This window comes from Buchnera aphidicola (Periphyllus koelreuteriae) (assembly GCF_039360445.1).
Taxonomy (GTDB): domain Bacteria; phylum Pseudomonadota; class Gammaproteobacteria; order Enterobacterales; family Enterobacteriaceae; genus Buchnera_J; species Buchnera_J aphidicola_BM.
In genome coordinates this window covers 375,806-394,321 of record NZ_CP134981.1, presented here as the reverse complement: position 1 = coordinate 394,321, position 18,516 = coordinate 375,806, and the positions used below count along the sequence as shown (strand labels likewise).

At 25.7% G+C, this 18,516-nt stretch carries 29 protein-coding genes, 1 tRNA gene and 1 rRNA gene; 29 read left to right on the top strand and 2 right to left on the bottom strand.

From position 1 onward, the window contains the following. The first annotated feature begins 9 nt into the window (after positions 1 to 9). From rplD to rplQ, 26 genes are all read left to right on the top strand, one after another. Complete coding sequence (gene rplD, locus RJT80_RS01890; protein ID WP_343187719.1) at positions 10 to 615, top strand: 50S ribosomal protein L4; 606 nt, start codon at positions 10 to 12, stop codon at positions 613 to 615. After that, on the top strand, positions 612 to 917 hold the full coding sequence (locus tag RJT80_RS01885) for a 50S ribosomal protein L23 (RefSeq protein WP_343187718.1): 306 nt from the start codon (positions 612 to 614) through the stop codon (positions 915 to 917). The genes rplD and RJT80_RS01885 overlap by 4 nt, the downstream gene beginning before the upstream one ends. 15 nt (positions 918 to 932) lie before the next feature. Next, positions 933 to 1,754, top strand: a complete 822-nt coding sequence (gene rplB / locus RJT80_RS01880) for a 50S ribosomal protein L2 (protein WP_343187717.1) — start codon at positions 933 to 935, stop codon at positions 1,752 to 1,754. 19 nt (positions 1,755 to 1,773) lie between these two features. Beyond that, complete coding sequence (gene rpsS, locus RJT80_RS01875) at positions 1,774 to 2,052, top strand: 30S ribosomal protein S19 (RefSeq protein ID WP_343183490.1); 279 nt, start codon at positions 1,774 to 1,776, stop codon at positions 2,050 to 2,052. 28 nt (positions 2,053 to 2,080) lie between these two features. Beyond that, complete coding sequence (gene rplV, locus RJT80_RS01870) at positions 2,081 to 2,410, top strand: 50S ribosomal protein L22 (protein WP_343187716.1); 330 nt, start codon at positions 2,081 to 2,083, stop codon at positions 2,408 to 2,410. A gap of 22 nt (positions 2,411 to 2,432) precedes the next feature. After that, positions 2,433 to 3,131 carry a 30S ribosomal protein S3 gene (rpsC, locus tag RJT80_RS01865; protein WP_343183488.1) on the top strand — a complete coding sequence of 233 codons (699 nt, stop codon included), beginning with the start codon at positions 2,433 to 2,435 and terminating at the stop codon, positions 3,129 to 3,131. Positions 3,132 to 3,147: 16 nt separating this feature from the next. Continuing rightward, positions 3,148 to 3,561, top strand: a complete 414-nt coding sequence (gene rplP, locus RJT80_RS01860) for a 50S ribosomal protein L16 (RefSeq protein WP_343187715.1) — start codon at positions 3,148 to 3,150, stop codon at positions 3,559 to 3,561. Next, on the top strand, positions 3,558 to 3,764 hold the full coding sequence (gene rpmC / locus RJT80_RS01855; RefSeq protein ID WP_343187714.1) for a 50S ribosomal protein L29: 207 nt from the start codon (positions 3,558 to 3,560) through the stop codon (positions 3,762 to 3,764). The genes rplP and rpmC overlap by 4 nt, the downstream gene beginning before the upstream one ends. Next, positions 3,748 to 4,002: a 30S ribosomal protein S17 gene (gene rpsQ / locus RJT80_RS01850; RefSeq protein WP_343187713.1), complete on the top strand. Its 255-nt coding sequence runs from the start codon at positions 3,748 to 3,750 to the stop codon at positions 4,000 to 4,002. Before rpmC ends, rpsQ begins: the two co-directional genes overlap by 17 nt. Before the next feature lie 74 nt (positions 4,003 to 4,076). Next, entirely contained in the window at positions 4,077 to 4,445 is a 369-nt protein-coding gene (rplN, locus tag RJT80_RS01845) for a 50S ribosomal protein L14 (RefSeq protein ID WP_343187712.1), read from the top strand. Positions 4,446 to 4,466: 21 nt separating this feature from the next. Next, positions 4,467 to 4,778, top strand: coding sequence for a 50S ribosomal protein L24 (rplX, locus tag RJT80_RS01840; RefSeq protein ID WP_343187711.1), 312 nt, complete (start codon positions 4,467 to 4,469; stop codon positions 4,776 to 4,778). Positions 4,779 to 4,795: 17 nt separating this feature from the next. After that, positions 4,796 to 5,335: a 50S ribosomal protein L5 gene (rplE, locus tag RJT80_RS01835; RefSeq protein ID WP_343187710.1), complete on the top strand. Its 540-nt coding sequence runs from the start codon at positions 4,796 to 4,798 to the stop codon at positions 5,333 to 5,335. 19 nt (positions 5,336 to 5,354) lie between these two features. Beyond that, on the top strand, positions 5,355 to 5,660 hold the full coding sequence (rpsN, locus tag RJT80_RS01830; RefSeq protein ID WP_343187709.1) for a 30S ribosomal protein S14: 306 nt from the start codon (positions 5,355 to 5,357) through the stop codon (positions 5,658 to 5,660). A gap of 40 nt (positions 5,661 to 5,700) precedes the next feature. Continuing rightward, positions 5,701 to 6,093: a 30S ribosomal protein S8 gene (gene rpsH / locus RJT80_RS01825; protein ID WP_343187708.1), complete on the top strand. Its 393-nt coding sequence runs from the start codon at positions 5,701 to 5,703 to the stop codon at positions 6,091 to 6,093. Positions 6,094 to 6,109: 16 nt separating this feature from the next. Further along, a complete protein-coding gene (rplF, locus tag RJT80_RS01820; RefSeq protein ID WP_343187707.1) occupies positions 6,110 to 6,652 on the top strand; it encodes a 50S ribosomal protein L6 in 543 nt (180 codons plus the stop codon). A 1-nt stretch (position 6,653) separates the two neighbouring features. Then, entirely contained in the window at positions 6,654 to 7,019 is a 366-nt protein-coding gene (gene rplR, locus RJT80_RS01815) for a 50S ribosomal protein L18 (protein WP_343187706.1), read from the top strand. Between the two features lie 13 nt (positions 7,020 to 7,032). Then, positions 7,033 to 7,536 carry a 30S ribosomal protein S5 gene (gene rpsE / locus RJT80_RS01810; RefSeq protein WP_428994207.1) on the top strand — a complete coding sequence of 168 codons (504 nt, stop codon included), beginning with the start codon at positions 7,033 to 7,035 and terminating at the stop codon, positions 7,534 to 7,536. A 9-nt stretch (positions 7,537 to 7,545) separates the two neighbouring features. Beyond that, positions 7,546 to 7,722 carry a 50S ribosomal protein L30 gene (gene rpmD / locus RJT80_RS01805; protein WP_343183476.1) on the top strand — a complete coding sequence of 59 codons (177 nt, stop codon included), beginning with the start codon at positions 7,546 to 7,548 and terminating at the stop codon, positions 7,720 to 7,722. 9 nt (positions 7,723 to 7,731) lie between these two features. Next, a complete protein-coding gene (gene rplO / locus RJT80_RS01800; RefSeq protein ID WP_343187705.1) occupies positions 7,732 to 8,166 on the top strand; it encodes a 50S ribosomal protein L15 in 435 nt (144 codons plus the stop codon). A 6-nt stretch (positions 8,167 to 8,172) separates the two neighbouring features. Further along, entirely contained in the window at positions 8,173 to 9,501 is a 1,329-nt protein-coding gene (gene secY, locus RJT80_RS01795) for a preprotein translocase subunit SecY (RefSeq protein WP_343187704.1), read from the top strand. A 25-nt stretch (positions 9,502 to 9,526) separates the two neighbouring features. Further along, entirely contained in the window at positions 9,527 to 9,643 is a 117-nt protein-coding gene (gene rpmJ, locus RJT80_RS01790; RefSeq protein ID WP_265226468.1) for a 50S ribosomal protein L36, read from the top strand. 61 nt (positions 9,644 to 9,704) lie between these two features. Further along, positions 9,705 to 10,061 carry a 30S ribosomal protein S13 gene (gene rpsM, locus RJT80_RS01785; protein ID WP_343187703.1) on the top strand — a complete coding sequence of 119 codons (357 nt, stop codon included), beginning with the start codon at positions 9,705 to 9,707 and terminating at the stop codon, positions 10,059 to 10,061. Between the two features lie 17 nt (positions 10,062 to 10,078). Beyond that, a complete protein-coding gene (gene rpsK / locus RJT80_RS01780) occupies positions 10,079 to 10,468 on the top strand; it encodes a 30S ribosomal protein S11 (protein ID WP_343183472.1) in 390 nt (129 codons plus the stop codon). A 31-nt stretch (positions 10,469 to 10,499) separates the two neighbouring features. Continuing rightward, positions 10,500 to 11,120, top strand: a complete 621-nt coding sequence (gene rpsD, locus RJT80_RS01775; RefSeq protein ID WP_343187956.1) for a 30S ribosomal protein S4 — start codon at positions 10,500 to 10,502, stop codon at positions 11,118 to 11,120. Positions 11,121 to 11,141: 21 nt separating this feature from the next. Further along, positions 11,142 to 12,131 carry a DNA-directed RNA polymerase subunit alpha gene (locus RJT80_RS01770; protein WP_343187702.1) on the top strand — a complete coding sequence of 330 codons (990 nt, stop codon included), beginning with the start codon at positions 11,142 to 11,144 and terminating at the stop codon, positions 12,129 to 12,131. Between the two features lie 28 nt (positions 12,132 to 12,159). Continuing rightward, positions 12,160 to 12,543: a 50S ribosomal protein L17 gene (rplQ, locus tag RJT80_RS01765; RefSeq protein WP_343187701.1), complete on the top strand. Its 384-nt coding sequence runs from the start codon at positions 12,160 to 12,162 to the stop codon at positions 12,541 to 12,543. A gap of 139 nt (positions 12,544 to 12,682) precedes the next feature. On the opposite strand, the gene fmt is transcribed toward rplQ, so the two are convergent. After that, positions 12,683 to 13,621 (bottom strand): methionyl-tRNA formyltransferase, encoded by a 939-nt coding sequence (gene fmt / locus RJT80_RS01760; protein WP_343187700.1) that lies wholly within the window; start codon positions 13,619 to 13,621, stop codon positions 12,683 to 12,685. Then, complete coding sequence (def, locus tag RJT80_RS01755) at positions 13,618 to 14,109, bottom strand: peptide deformylase (protein ID WP_343187699.1); 492 nt, start codon at positions 14,107 to 14,109, stop codon at positions 13,618 to 13,620. Before def ends, fmt begins: the two co-directional genes overlap by 4 nt. A 203-nt stretch (positions 14,110 to 14,312) precedes the next feature. On the opposite strand from def, the gene aroE reads away from it, so the two are divergent. The 3 genes from aroE (at position 14,313) to RJT80_RS01740 (ending at position 18,456) form a co-directional block, all read left to right on the top strand. Then, positions 14,313 to 15,137, top strand: coding sequence for a shikimate dehydrogenase (aroE, locus tag RJT80_RS01750; RefSeq protein WP_343187698.1), 825 nt, complete (start codon positions 14,313 to 14,315; stop codon positions 15,135 to 15,137). 160 nt (positions 15,138 to 15,297) lie between these two features. After that, positions 15,298 to 15,370, top strand: a tRNA-Glu gene (locus tag RJT80_RS01745). 160 nt (positions 15,371 to 15,530) lie between these two features. After that, a 23S ribosomal RNA gene (locus RJT80_RS01740) occupies positions 15,531 to 18,456 on the top strand. Positions 18,457 to 18,516: the final 60 nt, after the last annotated feature.

Here is an 18,516-nt window from a genome sequence, read left to right as displayed (position 1 = left end):
GTGAATTTAATGGAATTAATATTAAAAGATACAAAAGAAATTATTAATGTATCTAAATCTGTTTTTAATTGTAATTTTAATAAAATTTTAGTTCATCAAGTTTTAAATTCATACTCTATTTCTAAAAGACAAGGAACAAAATCTCAAAAAAATAGATCTGAAGTTTCTGGTTCTGGAAAAAAACCATGGCGTCAAAAAGGGACAGGAAGAGCTCGTGTTGGATCTATTAGAAGTCCTCTTTGGAGATCTGGTGGAGTAACTTTTGCTTCTAAAACAAGGGATTATTCTCAAAAAATTAATAAGAAAATGTATCGTGGGGCTTTAAAATGTATTTTTTCTAAATTAATTAAAAAAGATAAATTAATTATATTAAAAAGTTTTAAAATAAAATATCCAAAAACAAAAAAATTATTAAAAAAATTAAATATTTTAAATTTAACAAATGTATTAATTATTAAAAAAAAGATAGATAAAAAACTTTTTTTAGCTTCTAGAAATTTATATAAAGTTAAAGTAATTAGTACAAATTTTGTTCATCCTTTAATGTTATTAACTTATTCATCTGTATTAATTACTTTAAAAGCTTTAAAAAATATAGAGAAAATACTTTTATGAGAAATAAAAATTTTTTATTTAAAACAATTAATTCTATACATATTTCTGAAAAATCAAATCAATGTAGAGAGAAAAATAAAGTTATTATTTTACAAGTTAATAAAAAATCTACTAAACGTGAAATTAAAATATCTGTATCTAGAATGTTTCAATTAGAAGTAAAAAAAATAAATATATTAAATGTTAAAGGAAAATCAAAAAAGAAAGGAAAAAATTTTACAAAAAAAAAGACTTGGAAAAAAGCTTATGTCTTTTTTAAAAATAATCAAAATTTAGATTTTTTAAATAATAGTTCAGAATAAATTAGAGAATAACTTATGGCAATTATTAAATGTAAACCAACATCATCAGGTAGAAGACATGTAATTAAAGTAGTAAATTCTAATTTATATAAAGGAAGACCTTTTTCTAATTTATTAAAAAAAAATAATAAAAATGGAGGGAGAAATAATAAAGGAAGAATAACTACCAGACATATTGGAGGAGGTCATAAAAAATTATATCGTATAATAGATTTTAAAAGAAATAAAGATAATGTTTTTGCAAAAGTTATACGTTTAGAGTACGATCCAAATCGTTCTTCTAATATTGCATTAATTTTATATACAGATGGTTTATATAGTTATATTTTAGCTCCAAAAAATTTAAAAATTGGTTCTAAAATTTGTTCTGGAATAAATTCAGAAATTAAAATAGGAAATGCATTGCCTATGTATAAAATTCCAGTAGGTTCATTAATTCATAATGTTGAATTAAAACCTGGTAAAGGAGGTCAGTTAGCTCGTTCAGCTGGAAGTTATTTACAAATTATTTCAAAAGAAGAAAATTATATTAATGTAAGAATGCGTTCTGGAGAAATGAGAAAAATTTTGTCTAGTTGTAGAGCAACTATTGGAGAAGTTGGAAACTCTGAGCATATGTTATCTGTTTTAGGAAAAGCTGGAGCATCTCGTTGGAGAGGAATAAGACCAACTGTAAGAGGAACTGCAATGAATCCAGTAGATCATCCTCATGGTGGAGGTGAAGGAAGAAATTTTGGTAAACATCCAGTTACACCTTGGGGAAAACCAACAAAAGGAAAAAAAACAAGAAAAAATAAAAGAACAACAAAATTTATTATTCGTTCACGTAAGAAATAATTTAATAAAAGGATATTTTATGCCTCGTTCTTTAAAAAAAGGGCCATTTATTGATGGTAGTTTATTAAAGAAAGTAGAATTAGCTATCTTAAAAAAAGATAAAACACCTATTAAAACATGGTCTAGACGTTCTACTATTTTTCCAAATATGATAGGTTTAACTATTCTAGTATATAATGGAAAACAACATATTCCTATATTTATTATAGATGAAATGGTTGGTCATAAATTAGGAGAATTTTCTTTGACTAGAACATATAGAGGTCATTCAGCTGATAGAAAAATAAAAAAACGCTAAATTTTTTATATAAAAATAAGGTAAGTATGTGAAAATTATAGCTAAGTATAAAAAATCACGTTCTTCTGCTCAAAAATTAAGATTAATAGCAGATGTTATTCGTGGTAAAAAAGTTGATCAAGCAATAGACATATTAAATTTTTCTAAGAAAAAAGCGTCTATGTTAATAAAAAAAGTTCTTGAATCAGCTATTTCTAATGCAGAACACAATTATGGATTAGATATAGATTTATTAAATATTAATACAATTTTGATAGATGAAGGACCAACTATGAAAAGAATGATGCCTAGAGCAAAAGGGAGAGCAGATCAGATTTTAAAACGAACTAGTCATATAACAATTGTTCTTTCAGATTAAAAATTTTGGAGATAATATCATAATGGGACAAAAAGTTCATCCGCATGGAATGAGATTAGGAATAATTAAACAATGGAATTCTATATGGTTTTCAAATAGTAAAAATTTTTCACATTATTTAAATAGTGATTTTAAAGTTCGTCAGTTTTTAATGAAAAAATTATGTAGAGCTTCTGTTTCTAAGATTATTATTGAAAGACCAGCAAAAACAATGAAAGTAATTATATTTACAGCTCGTCCTGGAATTGTAATTGGAAAAAAGGGAGAAGATATAGAAAATTTAAGAAAAAATGTTTCTAATATATCTAAAGTTCCGTCTCAAATTACTATTTCAGAAATTAAAAATCCAGAATTAGATGCAAAATTAGTTGCAGATAACATTGTATCTCAATTAGAACGACGAGTAATGTTTAGAAGAGCCATGAAAAGAGCTATACAAAACTCAATGCGACATGGAGCAAAAGGAATTAAAGTAGAAATTAGTGGAAGATTAGGTGGAGCAGAGATAGCAAGAACAGAATGGCAAAGAGAAGGAAGAGTACCTTTGCATACTTTAAGAGCAGATATTGATTATAGTTCTTTAGAAGCTCATACTATTTATGGAGTAGTAGGTGTAAAAGTTTGGATTTTTAAAGGAGAAATTTTAGGAGGAATGCCTAAAATTGAAAAAATTAAATTAAATTATAAATTTAAAAAACAAAATAAAAGAATTCGTAAGTAAGGAGAATTTTTTAAAAATGTTGCAACCAAAAAAAACAAAATTTAGAAAAATGCATAAAGGAAGAAATAGAGGTTTAGTCTTTAATGATAAAATTATTTTTGGAACTTTTGGATTAAAAGCAATTACAAGAGGTCGTTTAACTTCTCGTCAAATTGAATCAGCTCGTAGAAGTATAGCTAGATATATTAAAAGAGTTGGACAAGTTTGGATACGTATTTTTCCAGATAAACCAATTACTCAAAAACCATTAGAAGTTCGTATGGGAAAAGGAAAAGGTAATGTTGAATATTGGGTATCTTTAATACAACCAGGAAAAATATTATATGAAATTAATGGAATTTCTGAATTTCTTGCTCGAGAAGCTTTTAAATTAGCTGCAGCAAAATTACCTATGAAAACAATATTTGTTTTTAAAATGGAAAATTTATGAAAATAAAACAATTAAGAACTAAAAATATTGAATTTTTAAAGAAAGAATTGTTTAGTTTATTACAAGAACAATTTAATTTACGTATGCAATTATCTTCTAAAAAATTAAATCAAACTCATTTATTAAAAATTAATAGAAAAAATATAGCTGTTATAAAAACATTATTGTCTGAAAAGGAATTGTTACATGTTAAAGAAAAGTAAATTTTTACAGGGTTATGTTATAAGTGATAAAATGCAAAAATCTGTAATAGTTCTTGTGGAACGATTTATAAAACATCCTATATATAAAAAGTTTATTAAACGAAGAACTAAATTTCATGTACATGATGAATTTAATCAATGTTCAATTGGAGATAAAGTTTTTATTAAAGAATGTCGACCAATTTCTAAAACAAAATCTTGGACTTTGGTTAATATTATTAAAAAATGTGTTTTTTAAAAGAAATATTTAGAAAACATGACAAAAAATTTATTTTCATGTTTTCTATAATTTTAAAAAAATAGGATTTTTATATGATTCAAGAACAAACAGTATTAAATGTTGCAGACAATTCAGGCGCTCGTTCAGTAATGTGTATTAAAGTTTTAGGTGGTTCTAAACGTAGATATGCAAATATTGGAGATGTTATTAAAATTACAATAAAAGAAGCAATTCCTCGTGGAAAAGTAAAAAAAGGAGAAGTTTTAAAGGCTGTTATTGTAAGAACTAAAAAAGGAATGAGACGATCAGATGGTTCATTAATTCGATTTGATAATAATGCATGTGTTGTTTTAAATAATAATGAACAACCAATTGGGACTCGAATATTTGGACCAGTAACTAGAGAATTACGAACAGAAAAATTTATGAAAATTATTTCTTTAGCTCCAGAAGTGTTATAAAAATAAAATAGGTATCATAAAATGGCATCTAAAATTCGATTAAATGATAAAGTAATAGTTTTGACCGGAAAAGATAAAAAAAAAATTGGATTAGTTATAAAAATATTATCTAATGATAAAGTTATTGTAAAAGGAATAAATATTATTACAAAACACCAAAAACCTATTCCATCTCAAAATAAAACAGGAGGAATTATTAAAATAGAATCTGGTATTCATATTTCGAATATTGCTATTTTAAATCCTAAAACGAATAAACCAGATAGAATAGGATTTAAATTCAAAAATGGAAAAAAAATAAGGTTTTTAAAATCTAATAATCTATATATATAGTAATTTGGAATATAATTATGCTTGATATGTATACTTTTTATAAAAAAAAAATAATCTTTAAAATGATGAAAAAATTTAAATATCATTCAACTATGCAAGTTCCACAAATTAATAAAATAGTTTTAAATATGGGTGTTGGAGAAGCTATTTTAAATAAAAAAAAATTAGAATATGCTATTTCAGATTTAACTTTAATTTCTGGTCAAAAACCTATTATTACTAAGGCAAGAAAATCAATAGCAGGTTTTAAAATTCGACAAGGATATGCAATTGGATGTAAAGTTACTTTAAGAGGTTTAAGAAAATGGCATTTTTTAAATAAATTAATTAATATTGCTATGCCTAGAATTAGAGATTTTCGAGGATTTTCAAAAAATTCTTTTGATGGATATGGAAATTATAATTTTGGAATAAAAGAACAAATTATTTTTCCAGAGATTGATTATGATAAAATTGATAAAATTAGAGGGTTAGATGTATCAATAATTACAACTGCTAAATCTAATCTTGAAGGTTTATTTTTATTATCAGAATTTAATTTTCCTTTTATAAAATAAATAAATGAAGGTATATTGAATGGCAAAACAATCTATGAAAGCAAGAGAAGTAAAAAGAATAAATTTATCAAAAAAATTTTATAAACAAAGAGTTAAATTAAAAAATCTTATTTTAAATATAAATATTTCAAAAAAAGATCGATGGAATGCTGTTTTAAAATTACAAAAATTACCTAGAGATTCTAGTTTATCAAGACAACGAAATCGTTGTTACTTAACTGGTAGACCACATGGATTTTTAAGAAAATTTGGATTAAGTAGAATTAAATTAAGAGAAGCAGCTATGAGAGGAGAAATACCAGGTTTAAGAAAATCTAGTTGGTAATTTTTTTATAATATAATTTTTATTTTTTAGGAAAAATATTATGAGTATGCATGATCCAATATCAGATATGTTTATTCGTATTAAGAATGGACAATCTGCTAATAAAATTTCTGTTAAAATTCCGTTTTCAAATTTTAAAAAAGAAATTACGATATTATTAAAAAAAGAAGGATATATTAAAGATTTTTTTGTTAAAAAATCTATAAAACCTATATTAGAAATTTTTTTAAAATATTTTAAAGGAAAACCTGTAATTGAAAAAATAAAACGAGTAAGTAAACCTAGATTGCGAGTATATAAAAAAAAAAATAATATTTCTAAGGTTATGTCTGGTCTTGGAATATCTATTATCTCTACTTCAAAAGGAATACTCTCAGATAAAGAAGCAAGACAGAAGGGTTTAGGTGGAGAAATTATTTGTTATATTTCTTAATAAATAGGGAGTAAAAATGTCTAGAATCGCCAAACGTTCAATTATTATACCTGATGATATAAAAATTTATTTAAATAAACAAAATATTACAATAGAAGGAAAAAAAGGAGTTTTAAAAAAAACTATACATTCTCTTGTAAAAATAAATTTTGAACAAAAAAAATTAAATTTTAAATCTAAAATATCTAGTTCGTATGGATGGATGCAAGCTGGAACTGCAAGATCTTTAATTAATTCAATGATATTAGGAGTAAAATATGGTTTTTCTAAAAAACTTATTTTAGTTGGTGTTGGATATAAATTTTCAGTAGAAGGATTAAAAAAAAAAAAAATTATTATGTCTTTAGGATATTCTCATAATATTATATACATTTTACCTGTAGGAATTGATGTTCAACTGTTATCTCAAACAGAAATTTTAATTAAAGGAATTGATAAACAATTAGTTGGTCAAGTATCAGCAAATTTAAGATTATATCGTAAACCGGATGCATATAAAGGAAAAGGAATACGTTATTTTAATGAATTTGTAAAAACAAAAGAGGCAAAAAAAAAATAATATGACATTTTGTAATATAAAAATGAAAATTAGAAAAAAAAGAGCTTTAAAAATTCGATGTAAGTTAAAATTTTTAAAATCAATTCGTTTAGTTGTTCATAGAACTTCTCGTCATATTTATGCTCAAATAATTTCTTCAGATAATTTTTCAATTATTACAGTAGCTTCAACTTTAGAAAAGAAATTAAATAAAAAATTACAATATACTGGAAATAAAAAAGCAGCTGAAGTGATTGGAGAAATTATTGCTAAAAGAGCATTAAAAAAAGGAATTACAAAAGTTTCTTTTGATCGCTCAGGATTTAAATATCATGGAAGAATAAAAGTATTAGCAAATTCTGCTCGTAAATTTGGTCTTCAGTTTTAAGGAAAATAATTTTATGATTTTTAATGAAAAAAAAAATTTAGGAGAATTACAAGAAAAACTTATTACAGTTAATAGAGTTTCTAAAACAGTAAAAGGTGGAAGAATTTTTTCTTTTACTGCATTAACTGTAGTTGGTAATAAAAATGGAAGAGTTGGTTTTGGATATGGAAAAGCCAGGGAAGTTCCTTTTGCTATTCAAAAAGCTATGGAACGAGCAAAAAGAAATATGATTAGTTTTCAATTAAAAAATAAAACTTTACAACATTCTATCATAGAGTATTATACTAGTTCAAAAATATTTATGAAACCAGCTTCGGAAGGTACAGGAATAATTGCTGGAGGAGCAATGAGAGCTGTTTTAGAAGTTTCTGGAATTCAAAATGTTTTAGCCAAAACATATGGTTCAACTAATCCAATAAATGTAGTTCGTGCAACTATTAATGGATTATTGAATATGAGATGCCCTAAAGATATTGCTAAAAAAAGAAATAAATCTATTAAAAATCTTTATGAGTAAAAATATATTATGGAAAAATTTTTAATTATTAAACAAATTAAAAGCAGTATTGGTATATTACCTAAACATAAATTAATTTTAAAAGGATTAGGTTTAAAAAGAATTAATCATATTGTTTATAGAAAAAAAAATAAATCTATTATTGGAATGATAAATAAGATTTCTTATATATTAGAGATTCAATAGGTAAAATATATGCATTTAAATACGATATTTATAAATTGTAAAAATAAAAAAAAAAAACGATTAGGAAGAGGAATTGGATCTGGTTTTGGAAAAACTGCAGGAAGGGGTCATAAAGGACAAAAATCTAGAAAAGGAGGTAGTATTCGAAGAGGATTTGAAGGTGGGCAAACTCCTTTTTATAGAAGAATACCAAAATTTGGTTTTGTATCTAAAAAAAAAAAATATATATCTGAATTAAGATTATATGAATTATCATCGTTAAATGAAAAAATTATTAGTTTAGATGTTTTAAAAAAAAGAAATATTATTAAATCAAAAATTAAAAATGTAAAAATTATTGCTTCTAAAAAATTTTCTATACCTCTTATAATTAAAGGTTTATTAGTTACAAAAGGCGCTCGTGTAATTATTGAATCTTTTGGAGGAAAAATAGAGGAATCATAAATAAGAATGTATAAAAAAAAAAAAAATAAAAATTTAGGAATTAGTTTATTTGAAATTAAAAAGAGAATTTTATTTTTAATATTTTCTTTATTAATCTTTAGATTAGGAACTTTTATTTCAGTTCCTGGAATTAATACAACTGATTTATCTCAATTATTAAAAAATAAAGAAAGTAATTTTATTGAAATGTTAAATATGTTTTCTGGAGGATCGTTAAGTCGAGCATCTATTTTTTCATTAGGTATTATGCCATATATTTCTTCTTCTATTATTGTTCAATTATTAACATTTATATATCCTTCATGGAAAGAATTAAAAAAAGAAGGTGAGTCTGGAAGAATTCAAATTAATAAATATACAAAATATTTAACTTTATTGTTATCAATTATACAAGCTATTGGAGTTGCTTTAAGTTTACCAAATATTCCTGGAATGAGACAGTTGATTTTTAATTTAGATTTTTATTTTTATATTACAACAATTATTAGTTTAGTAACTGGAACAATTTTTTTAATATGGATTGGTGATTTAATTACAGAATATGGATTAGGAAATGGAATTTCTATGATTATTTTTTCTGGAATTGTTGCTCATTTACCAATTGCAATTGCTCATACATTAGAAGATTTAAAATTTCATAATTTAAGTTTTATAATGTTAATGTTAATTATTTTTTTAATATTTTTTATTATTTTTTGCGTTGTATTTATTGAAAAAAGTCAGAGAAAAATTACTATTTATTATTCTAATAGACAACAAAAAAATACTTTATATTGTTCTAATACTGCACATTTACCATTAAAAATAAATATGTCTGGTGTGATTCCAGCTATTTTTTCTTCTAGTTTTATATTATTTCCTGTAACGATTATTTCATGGTTAAAAAGTAATCAATTAAATAATAATGTATTTTTAAATTTTATTTATGATAATTTACAACCTGGTCGGTTAATTTATATATGTTTGTATGCTATTTCTATAATTTTCTTTTGTTTTTTTTATACAAATTTAGCTTTTAATTCTAGAGAAACTTCTGATAATTTAAAAAAATCTGGAGCTTTTATTCAAGGAATTCGACCTGGAGAAAATACTTCAAATTATATTAAAAAAATTATGTTTAAATTAACTTCAATTAATTCAATATATATTGTATTAATATGTTTAATTCCTGATTTTATGAAATTTTTCATGAAAGTTCCATTTTATTTTGGTGGAACATCATTATTAATTGTTGTAGTTGTAATAATAGATTTTTTAACTCAATTACAAACATTATTTATGTCAAATCAATATAAATCATCTTTTAAACGAGCTAATTTAAATTTACATAAATAAATGTTTTTGAAATAAATAGGAAAATATGAAAGTACGTACTTCTATAAAAAAATTATGTAGAAATTGTAAAATTATACGTAGAAAAAATGTGGTTCGTGTAATATGTAGTAATGATCCTAAACATAAACAAAGACAAGGTTAAATAATTTTATAAAATTTTTTTAATATTTTATTAAATTATATTAAATAAGGAGTTTTTAAAATTGACTCGTATAGCAGGAATAAACGTTCCTGATAATAAACGCACTGTAATTGCTTTAACATCTATTTATGGAATAGGAAAATCTCGAGCTAAGTTGATTTGTAATTCTTTAAATATATCTCAATCTATTCGTATTTCAAAATTAAATGAAGATGTATTAGAAGTATTACGATCAATGGTATTAAAGTTTGTTGTAGAAGGAGATTTAAGAAGAGAAAAAACATTAAAAATTAAACGTCTTATAGATCTTGGTTGTTACAGAGGGGTTCGTCATCGTAGAAAATTACCAGTTCGTGGACAAAGGACTAAAACAAATGCTAGAACAAGAAAAGGTCCTCGAAAATTAATAAAAAAATAACTTAGGTATTTATAGTTATGCCAAAAAAAAAAATTAGAACAAAAAAACGTATTAAAAAACAAATAGTAGATGGTATTGCTCATATTTATGCTTCTTTTAATAATACTATAGTAACTATTACTGATAAAAAAGGAAATTCTTTAGGTTGGGCTACTTCTGGAGGTTCTGGATTTAGAGGTTCTAGAAAATCTACTCCTTTTGCTGCTCAAATTGCAGCAGAAAAATGTGCTGAAAAAGTAAAAGATTATGGTATAAAAAATTTGGATGTTATGGTAAAAGGTCCTGGTCCTGGACGAGAATCCACGATTAGAGCGTTAAATTCTTCTGGTTTTCGAATAACAAATATTATAGATGTAACTCCAATTCCTCATAATGGATGCAGACCTCCAAAAAAAAGAAGAGTATAATTTTTTAATATTAAATATGGTAAAAAAATTTATGGCTAAATATTTAGGTCCAAAATTAAAATTATGTAGAAGAGAAAAAACAGATTTATATCTTAAATCTGGTTTAAGACCTATAGGTTCAAAATGTAAAATTGATTATTTACCAGGACAACATGGTTCTAGAAAACAAAGATTATCTGATTATGGAATACAATTAAGAGAAAAACAAAAAGTTCGTAGATTATATGGAATTTTAGAAAAACAATTTAGAAGATATTATAAAATTGCTTCTCGATTAAAAGGAAATACTGGAGAAAGATTATTACAATTATTAGAAAAAAGATTAGATAACATAGTTTATAGAATAGGTTTTGGAACTACTAGATCAGAATCAAGACAATTGGTTAGTCATAAAGCTATTCTTGTTAATAAAAAAATTGTTAATATTCCTTCATATCAAATTTCTGTGAATGATGTTATTGAAGTTAGGAATAAATGTAAAAATCATTTAAGAATAAAAGCTTCTTTAGAGTTATCTGATCAAAAAGAAAAATGTTCATGGATAAATTTAGATTTAAAAAAAATGATAGGAATTTTTAAAAGAAATCCAGATAGATCAGATTTATCATCTGAAATTAATGAACACTTAATTGTAGAACTTTATTCTAAATAATATTTTTAAAGGTTTCACATAATGTCAGATTTTTCAATAAATTTTTTAAAACCTCGTTTAGTAGACATTAAAAAATTTAGTTCTACTCATTCTAAAGTAACTTTAGAACCTTTAGAAAGAGGTTTTGGTCATACTTTAGGAAATGCTTTACGTAGAATTTTATTATCTTCTATTTCTGGATGTGTAGTTACTGAAGTTGAAATAGATGGAATTTTACATGAATACAGTATTAAAGAAGGAATTCAAGAAGATATACTTGAAATATTATTAAATTTAAAAGGATTATCTATTACTCTTAATGGAAAGAATTCTGCTTATTTAATTTTACAAAAAAAAGGAATTGGAGTAGTTACTGCATCAGATATAAAATGTGATTCTAGTGTTGAAATTATAAAATTAAATCATATTATATGTCATTTAACAGATAAAAATTCTTCTATAAATATGAAAATTAAAGTTCAAAGAGGTCGAGGTTATTCTCCTGCTGCTTCTAGAATAAAAAATAAAGAAAATGAAAATTATATAGGTAGATTATTAATAGATGCATGTTATAGCCCAATTGAACAAGTGTCTTATCAAGTTAAATCAGCTAGAGTTGAACAAAGAACAGATTTAGATAAATTAATAATTGAATTAAAAACAAATGGAACAATTGATCCTGAAGAATCAATTAGACAAGCTGCAACAATTTTATCTAATCAATTAGAGTCGTTTGTCGATTTAAAGGATATTTGTGAACCAGTAGAAAAAGTTGTAAAACCAGAATTTGATCCAATTTTATTAAAACCTGTAGATGATTTAGAATTAACAGTACGCTCTGCAAATTGTTTAAAAGCAGAATCTATACATTATATTGGTGATTTAATACAAAAAACTGAAGTAGATTTATTAAAAACTCCAAATTTAGGAAAAAAATCTCTTACTGAAATTAAAGATATATTATCTTCAAGAAATTTATTTTTAGGAACTAAATTAAATAATTGGCCTCCAAAAAATATTATAGAAGAATAAAATGTTTTGAGAAGGAATATTATATATTATGCGACATCAAAAAGTTGGTCGTAAATTAAATAGAAAACGAAGTCATTTAAAATTAATGTTACAAAATTTAATTTGTTCATTATTAATGCATGAAAAAATAAAAACAACTTTATCTAAATCTAAAGAATTAAGACGCGTTGTTGAACCAATCATTACTCTTTCTAAAATTGATAATCTTTCTAATAGACGATTAGTTTTTTCTAAAATAAGAAATAATTTTATTTTATATAAATTATTTAAAGATTTAGGTCCTTTTTTTTTAAATAGACCAGGTGGTTATATCAAAATCATAAAATGTGGGTTTAGAAATGGAGATAAATCTCCTATGGCATATATTTTATTAGTTGATCGATTTAATCAATTAAAAAATAAAAATAAATAATAAAACAATATAAATTATAAATATTTTATAAAAAAACAAACGGCATTTTATGCCGTTTTGTCTTTTTTTTTTTAATTTTTTTGTTTCTTTTGTTATTTTAAAAAAATAATTTTTTATAAATTTATAAAAAAATAAATTTTTAATTTAAAATAGTTCCTATTTTAAATAAATTTTGATAAGAATTTATAATATATTTTGTTTTATTTTTTTTTTTTCCTGGAATTTGCAATATTTTTATATTAATTAAATTATTTTTTGTTGAAATTAAAATTCCTTTTTTATTTGCATTTATAATTTTTCCAGGAATATTTTTTTCTGAACATTTAACAATTTTAACTTTCCATATTTTAATCATAATTTTTTTTATAAAAAAAAAAGATCCAGGCCATGGAATAAAAGCTCTAATTTTTTTTTCAATATTTGAAGCATTTGAATTCCAATTAATTAAACCATCTTTTTTTTTAATTTTTTTTGTATATGTTGCTTTTTTTTCTTCTTGTTTAGTTTTTTTTATTGTATTAGAATAAATTTTATTTAAACATTTAATTAATGATTTTTTTCCAAGTATAGATAGTTTTTTTATTAATGTTAAATATGTTTCATTTTTTTTTATATTTATAGATTTTTTATATAAAATATCTCCTGAATCAACTTTATTATTAATTTGTATAATAGTTATTCCTGTTTTTTTTTTTCCTTGAATAATAGAATATTGTATTGGTGAGGGTCCTCTTAATTTTGGAAGCAAAGAAGTATGTATATTAATACAACCTAATGGAAATAAATTAATTATTTTTTCTGGTATAATTAAACCATATGATACAACTATCATAATATCTGGTTTAATGTTTTTTAAATATTTATATATTTTTTTAGAATTTAATGATTTTGGTTGAAGAATTTTAAGTTTATTTTTTATTGAAATTTTTTTAACTTCTGAAAAAATATTTTTTTTTTTATTTAATATACTATCTGGTTTTGTTATTACACTTAATATTTTAAATTTTTTTTTTATTAATTCATTTAAATGAATTTTAGAAAATTTATTTGTTCCAGCAAAAATTATTTTTTTTTTCATCTTTTTTTAAAATTTTTTTTTATTCTGTTTTTTTTTAAAGGAGATAAATAATCTATAAATAATATTCCTTTTAAATGATCTATTTCATGTTGTATACATACAGATAAAACAGAATTTGCTTGTAGTATAAATTTTTTTCCAACAAGATTATATGCTTCAACAACAATTTCTTTATATCTAGAATTAGTAATATATTCATATTTTGGAATTGATAAACAACCTTCTTTAATATAAATTTTTCCAGATTTTTTTATAATTTTTGGATTAATTAATACTATAGATTTTTTTAAAGGATATAATTTATCTATTACAATTATTTGTTGTTTAATATTTATTTGTATTGCTGCTAAGCCCATCCCGTTTTTTTTATACATTGTTTCAAACATCTTTTCTGTAATTTCTTTTATATTTTTATTAAATTCTTTTACTGGTTTAGATATTTTTCTTAAAATTTTATTTGGATATTGAACTATTTTTAAAATAGGCATATTTTTTTTTTGTTTTTTTTTTTAAAATTAAATTTTAATTATATATTAAAATATATTTTTAAATATAAATATTTTATAAAAAATAATAAGTATATAAAAAATAATAAATATATTTTAAAATATAATTGTATAATATTTAAATTTTTTTTTAAATTGGTTTGAAATTATAAAATTATATTATATTTTTATAGGAGATTAAATTTTTGATTTGTTTATATAAAAAAGAAATTTATGCAGTATTTGGTAACCCGATTCATCATAGTAAATCTCCTCAAATACATAATTTTTTTTTTAAATTATATAATTTAAAAAAAAAATATATTAAAATTTGTGCATCAAAAAAATTTTTTTTAGATGAAATAACATTATTTTTTAAAAAAGGAGGAAAAGGAGCAAATATTACTCTTCCGTTTAAAGAAAAAATTTTTTCATTATGTAATAATATTACTAAAAGAGCGACAATTGCTGGTTCTATAAATACATTAAAAAAATGTAATAATGGACAAATTATAGGGGATAATACAGATGGTATAGGTTTTATATCAGATTTATTGTTTCATAATATTATAAAAAAAAATTTTAATTTATTAATTATTGGTGCTGGTGGAGCTTCTAGAGGAATTATTTATCCATTATTAAAATTTGGATGTAATGTTTTTATTACAAATCGAACATTTCAAAAAGCAAAAATTTTATCAAAAGAGTTTTCTAAATTTGGAAATATAGAATCTATTTTTTATAAAAATTTAAGAGGTATAAATTTTGATTTAATTATTAATTCTACATCTGCAAGTATTTCAAATGAATTACCTTTAATATCATATAATATTATTAAAAAAAAAACTATATGTTATGACATGTTTTATATGAATAAAAAAACTTCTTTTATGAGTTTTTGTGAATTTTATGGATCAAAAAATGTTTATAATGGAATTGGAATGTTAATTCATCAAGCAGCTCATTCATTTTTTTTATGGAATAAAATTTTTCCAGATATTAAAAAAACAATTAAATATTTATTTAAATAAATTATTTTTTAATTTTAATGAATATTAAAAAATACTTGACTCTTTTTTTTTAAATATATAATATAGTTATATTATTATTGAAAATTTTTATTAAATTAATATATAGAAATTATATATATAAAAATTTATATTTTTTTATTTAATTTTTAAAAAAAATTAAGTCCTCTTCGTCTAGCGGTCTAGGACACTGCCCTTTCACGGCAGCAACAGGGGTTCAATTCCCCTAGGGGACAATATTTTTTTTAAAAATATATTTGTTATTTTTATATATTGTGATACAATTGTTTTTCAACAAAAATTATTTTTTTAAATATATAATTTTTTAAGTTCTTTAAAAATTCGGAAACAAGCATAATTTAAATAAATTATAAAAAAAACACCTGTGGGTTGTAAGATTAAGCGAAAAAGCGTACATGGTGAATGCCTTGGCAGTCAGAGGCGATGAAGGACGTACTAATCTGCGAAAAGCATCGGTAAGTTGATAAGAAACGTTATAACCGATGATATCCGAATGGGGAAACCTGTTATATATTTATATAACATTATTTATTGAATAAAATAGATAAATAAAGCAAACCGAGGGAACTGAAACATCTTATTACCTCGAGGAAAAGAAATCAATTGAGATTCCCTTAGTAGTGGCGAGCGAAATGGGAAAAGCCCAGAGTATAATTATATTATAATTTTTAATAGAATAATTTTGGAAAAATTAGCGATACAAGGTGAAAGCCCCGTATATGAAAAAAATTATATTATAAACTCGAAAAGTAAAGCGGGACACGAGAAATCCTGTTTGAATATAGGGGGACCATCCTCTAAGGCTAAATACTCCTGACTGACCGATAGTGAACTAGTACCGTGAGGGAAAGGCGAAAAGAACCCCTGTTAGGGGAGTGAAATAGATCCTGAAACCGTGTACGTACAAGCAGTAGAAGCTCAAATTTATAGAGTGACTGCGTACCTTTTGTATAATGGGTCAGCGACTTGTACTCTGTAGCAAGGTTAACCGAAAATATTAAGGGGAGCCGAAGGGAAACCGAGTCTGAAACAGGCGATTTAGTTTCAGGGTACAGACCCGAAACCCGGTGATCTAGCCACGGGCAGGTTGAAAGTTAGGTAAAACTAACTGGAGGACCGAACCGACTGATGTTGAAAAATCAGCGGATGACCTATGGTTAGGGGTGAAAGGCCAATCAAACCGGGAGATAGCTGGTTCTCCTCGAAAGCTATTTAGGTAGCGCCTCGTGAAATTCATATATGGGGGTAGAGCACTGTTTCGGTTAGGGGGTCATACTGGCTTACCAATCCGATGCAAACTCCGAATACCATATAATGCTATCACGGGAGACACACAGCGGGTGCTAACGTTCGTTGTGGAAAGGGAAACAACCCAGATCGCCAGCTAAGGTCCCAAAATCATAGTTAAGTGGGAAACGATGTGAGAAGGCATAAACAGCCAGGATGTTGGCTTAGAAGCAGCCATCATTTAAAGAAAGCGTAATAGCTCACTGGTTAAGTCGGCTTGCGCGGAAGATTTAACGGGGCTAAACTATGTACCGAAGCTGCGGCAGTAAAGATTTTTTTTACTGGGTAGAGGAGCGTTCTGTAAACCGTAGAAGATGTATTGTAAAGTACATTGGAGGAATCAGAAGTGCGAATGCTGACATGAGTAACGATAAAGCAGGTGAAAAACCTGCTCGCTGAAAAACTAAGGTTTCCTGTCCAACGTTAATCGAGGCAGGGTAAGCCGACCCCTAAGGCGAGGCTGAAAAGCGTAGTCGATGGACAACAGGTTAATATTCCTGTGCTTGAATTTATTGCGATGGGGAGACGAAAGAGGTTAGATTATCCAAGCGACGGTTGTCTTGGTTTAAGCGTGTAGACATAAATATTTAGGAAAATCCGAATATTTTTTAAGTTAAGGCGTTATGACGAGTTATTACGGTAACAAAGTAATTTATACCAAATTTCCAAGAAAATCCTCTAAGCTTCAGATAAATTCAAATCGTACCACAAACCGACACAGGTAGTTAGGTAGAGTATACTAAAGCGCTTGAGAGAACCCAGATGAAGGAACTAGGCAAAATGGTGCCGTAACTTCGGGAGAAGGCACGCTAACTCGTAAGTAAATAAGATTTACTCTTATAAGCTGAAGTTAGTCGAAGATACCAGCTGGCTGCAACTGTTTATTAAAAACACAGCACTGTGCAAACATGAAAATGGACGTATACGGTGTGACGCCTGCCCGGTGCCGGAAGGTTAAATAAAGAAGTTAAAGATAAAACTTGAAGCTTTGATATGAAGCCCCGGTAAACGGCGGCCGTAACTATAACGGTCCTAAGGTAGCGAAATTCCTTGTCGGGTAAGTTCCGACCTGCACGAATGGCGTAATGATGGCTAGGCTGTCTCCATCTGGGACTCAGTGAAATTGAAATTGCTGTGAAGATGCAGTGTACCCGCGGCAAGACGGAAAGACCCCGTGAACCTTTACTATATCTTGACACTGAATATTTATATTTAACGTGTAGGATAGGTGGGAGACTATGAATTTATTACGCTAGTAATATTGGAGTCAACCTTGAAATACCACCCTTTAAATTTGAATATTCTAACCTTGCATCGTAAACCGGTGCAGAGACAATGTCTGGTGGGTAGTTTGACTGGGGCGGTCTCCTCCTAAAGAGTAACGGAGGAGTACAAAGATTGGCTAATTACGGTCGGAAATCGTAAGGTTAGTGCAAAGGCATAAGCCAGTTTAACTGAGAGCGTGATGACGCGATCAGATGCGAAAGCAGGTCTTAGTGATCCGGTGGTTCTGAATGGAATGGCCATCGCTCAACAGATAAAAGGTACTCCGGGGATAACAGGCTAATACCGCCCAAGAGTTCATATCGACGGCGGTGTTTGGCACCTCGATGTCGGCTCATCACATCCTGGGGCTGAAGCAGGTCCCAAGGGTATGGCTGTTCGCCATTTAAAGTGGTACGCGAGCTGGGTTTAGAACGTCGTGAGACAGTTCGGTCCCTATCTGCCGTGGGCGTTGGAAGATTGAGGGGGTCTATTTCTAGTACGAGAGGACCGAAGTGGACGCATCACTGGTGTTCGGGTTGTCATGCCAATGGCATTGCCCGGTAGCTATATGCGGAAAAGATAAGTGCTGAAAGCATCTAAACACGAAACTTGCCCTAAGATTAATCTTCCCTGAAACTTTTGTAGTTTACTGAAGGGTCGTTGAAGACTACGACGTTGATAGGCTAGATGTGTAAGCATAGTGATATGTTAAGCTAACTAGTACTAATTACCCGAGAGGCTTAATCTTACAACACCAGAGGTGTTTTTTTAAAAATATTAGTTTTTTTATTTAAATTAATAAAATGCT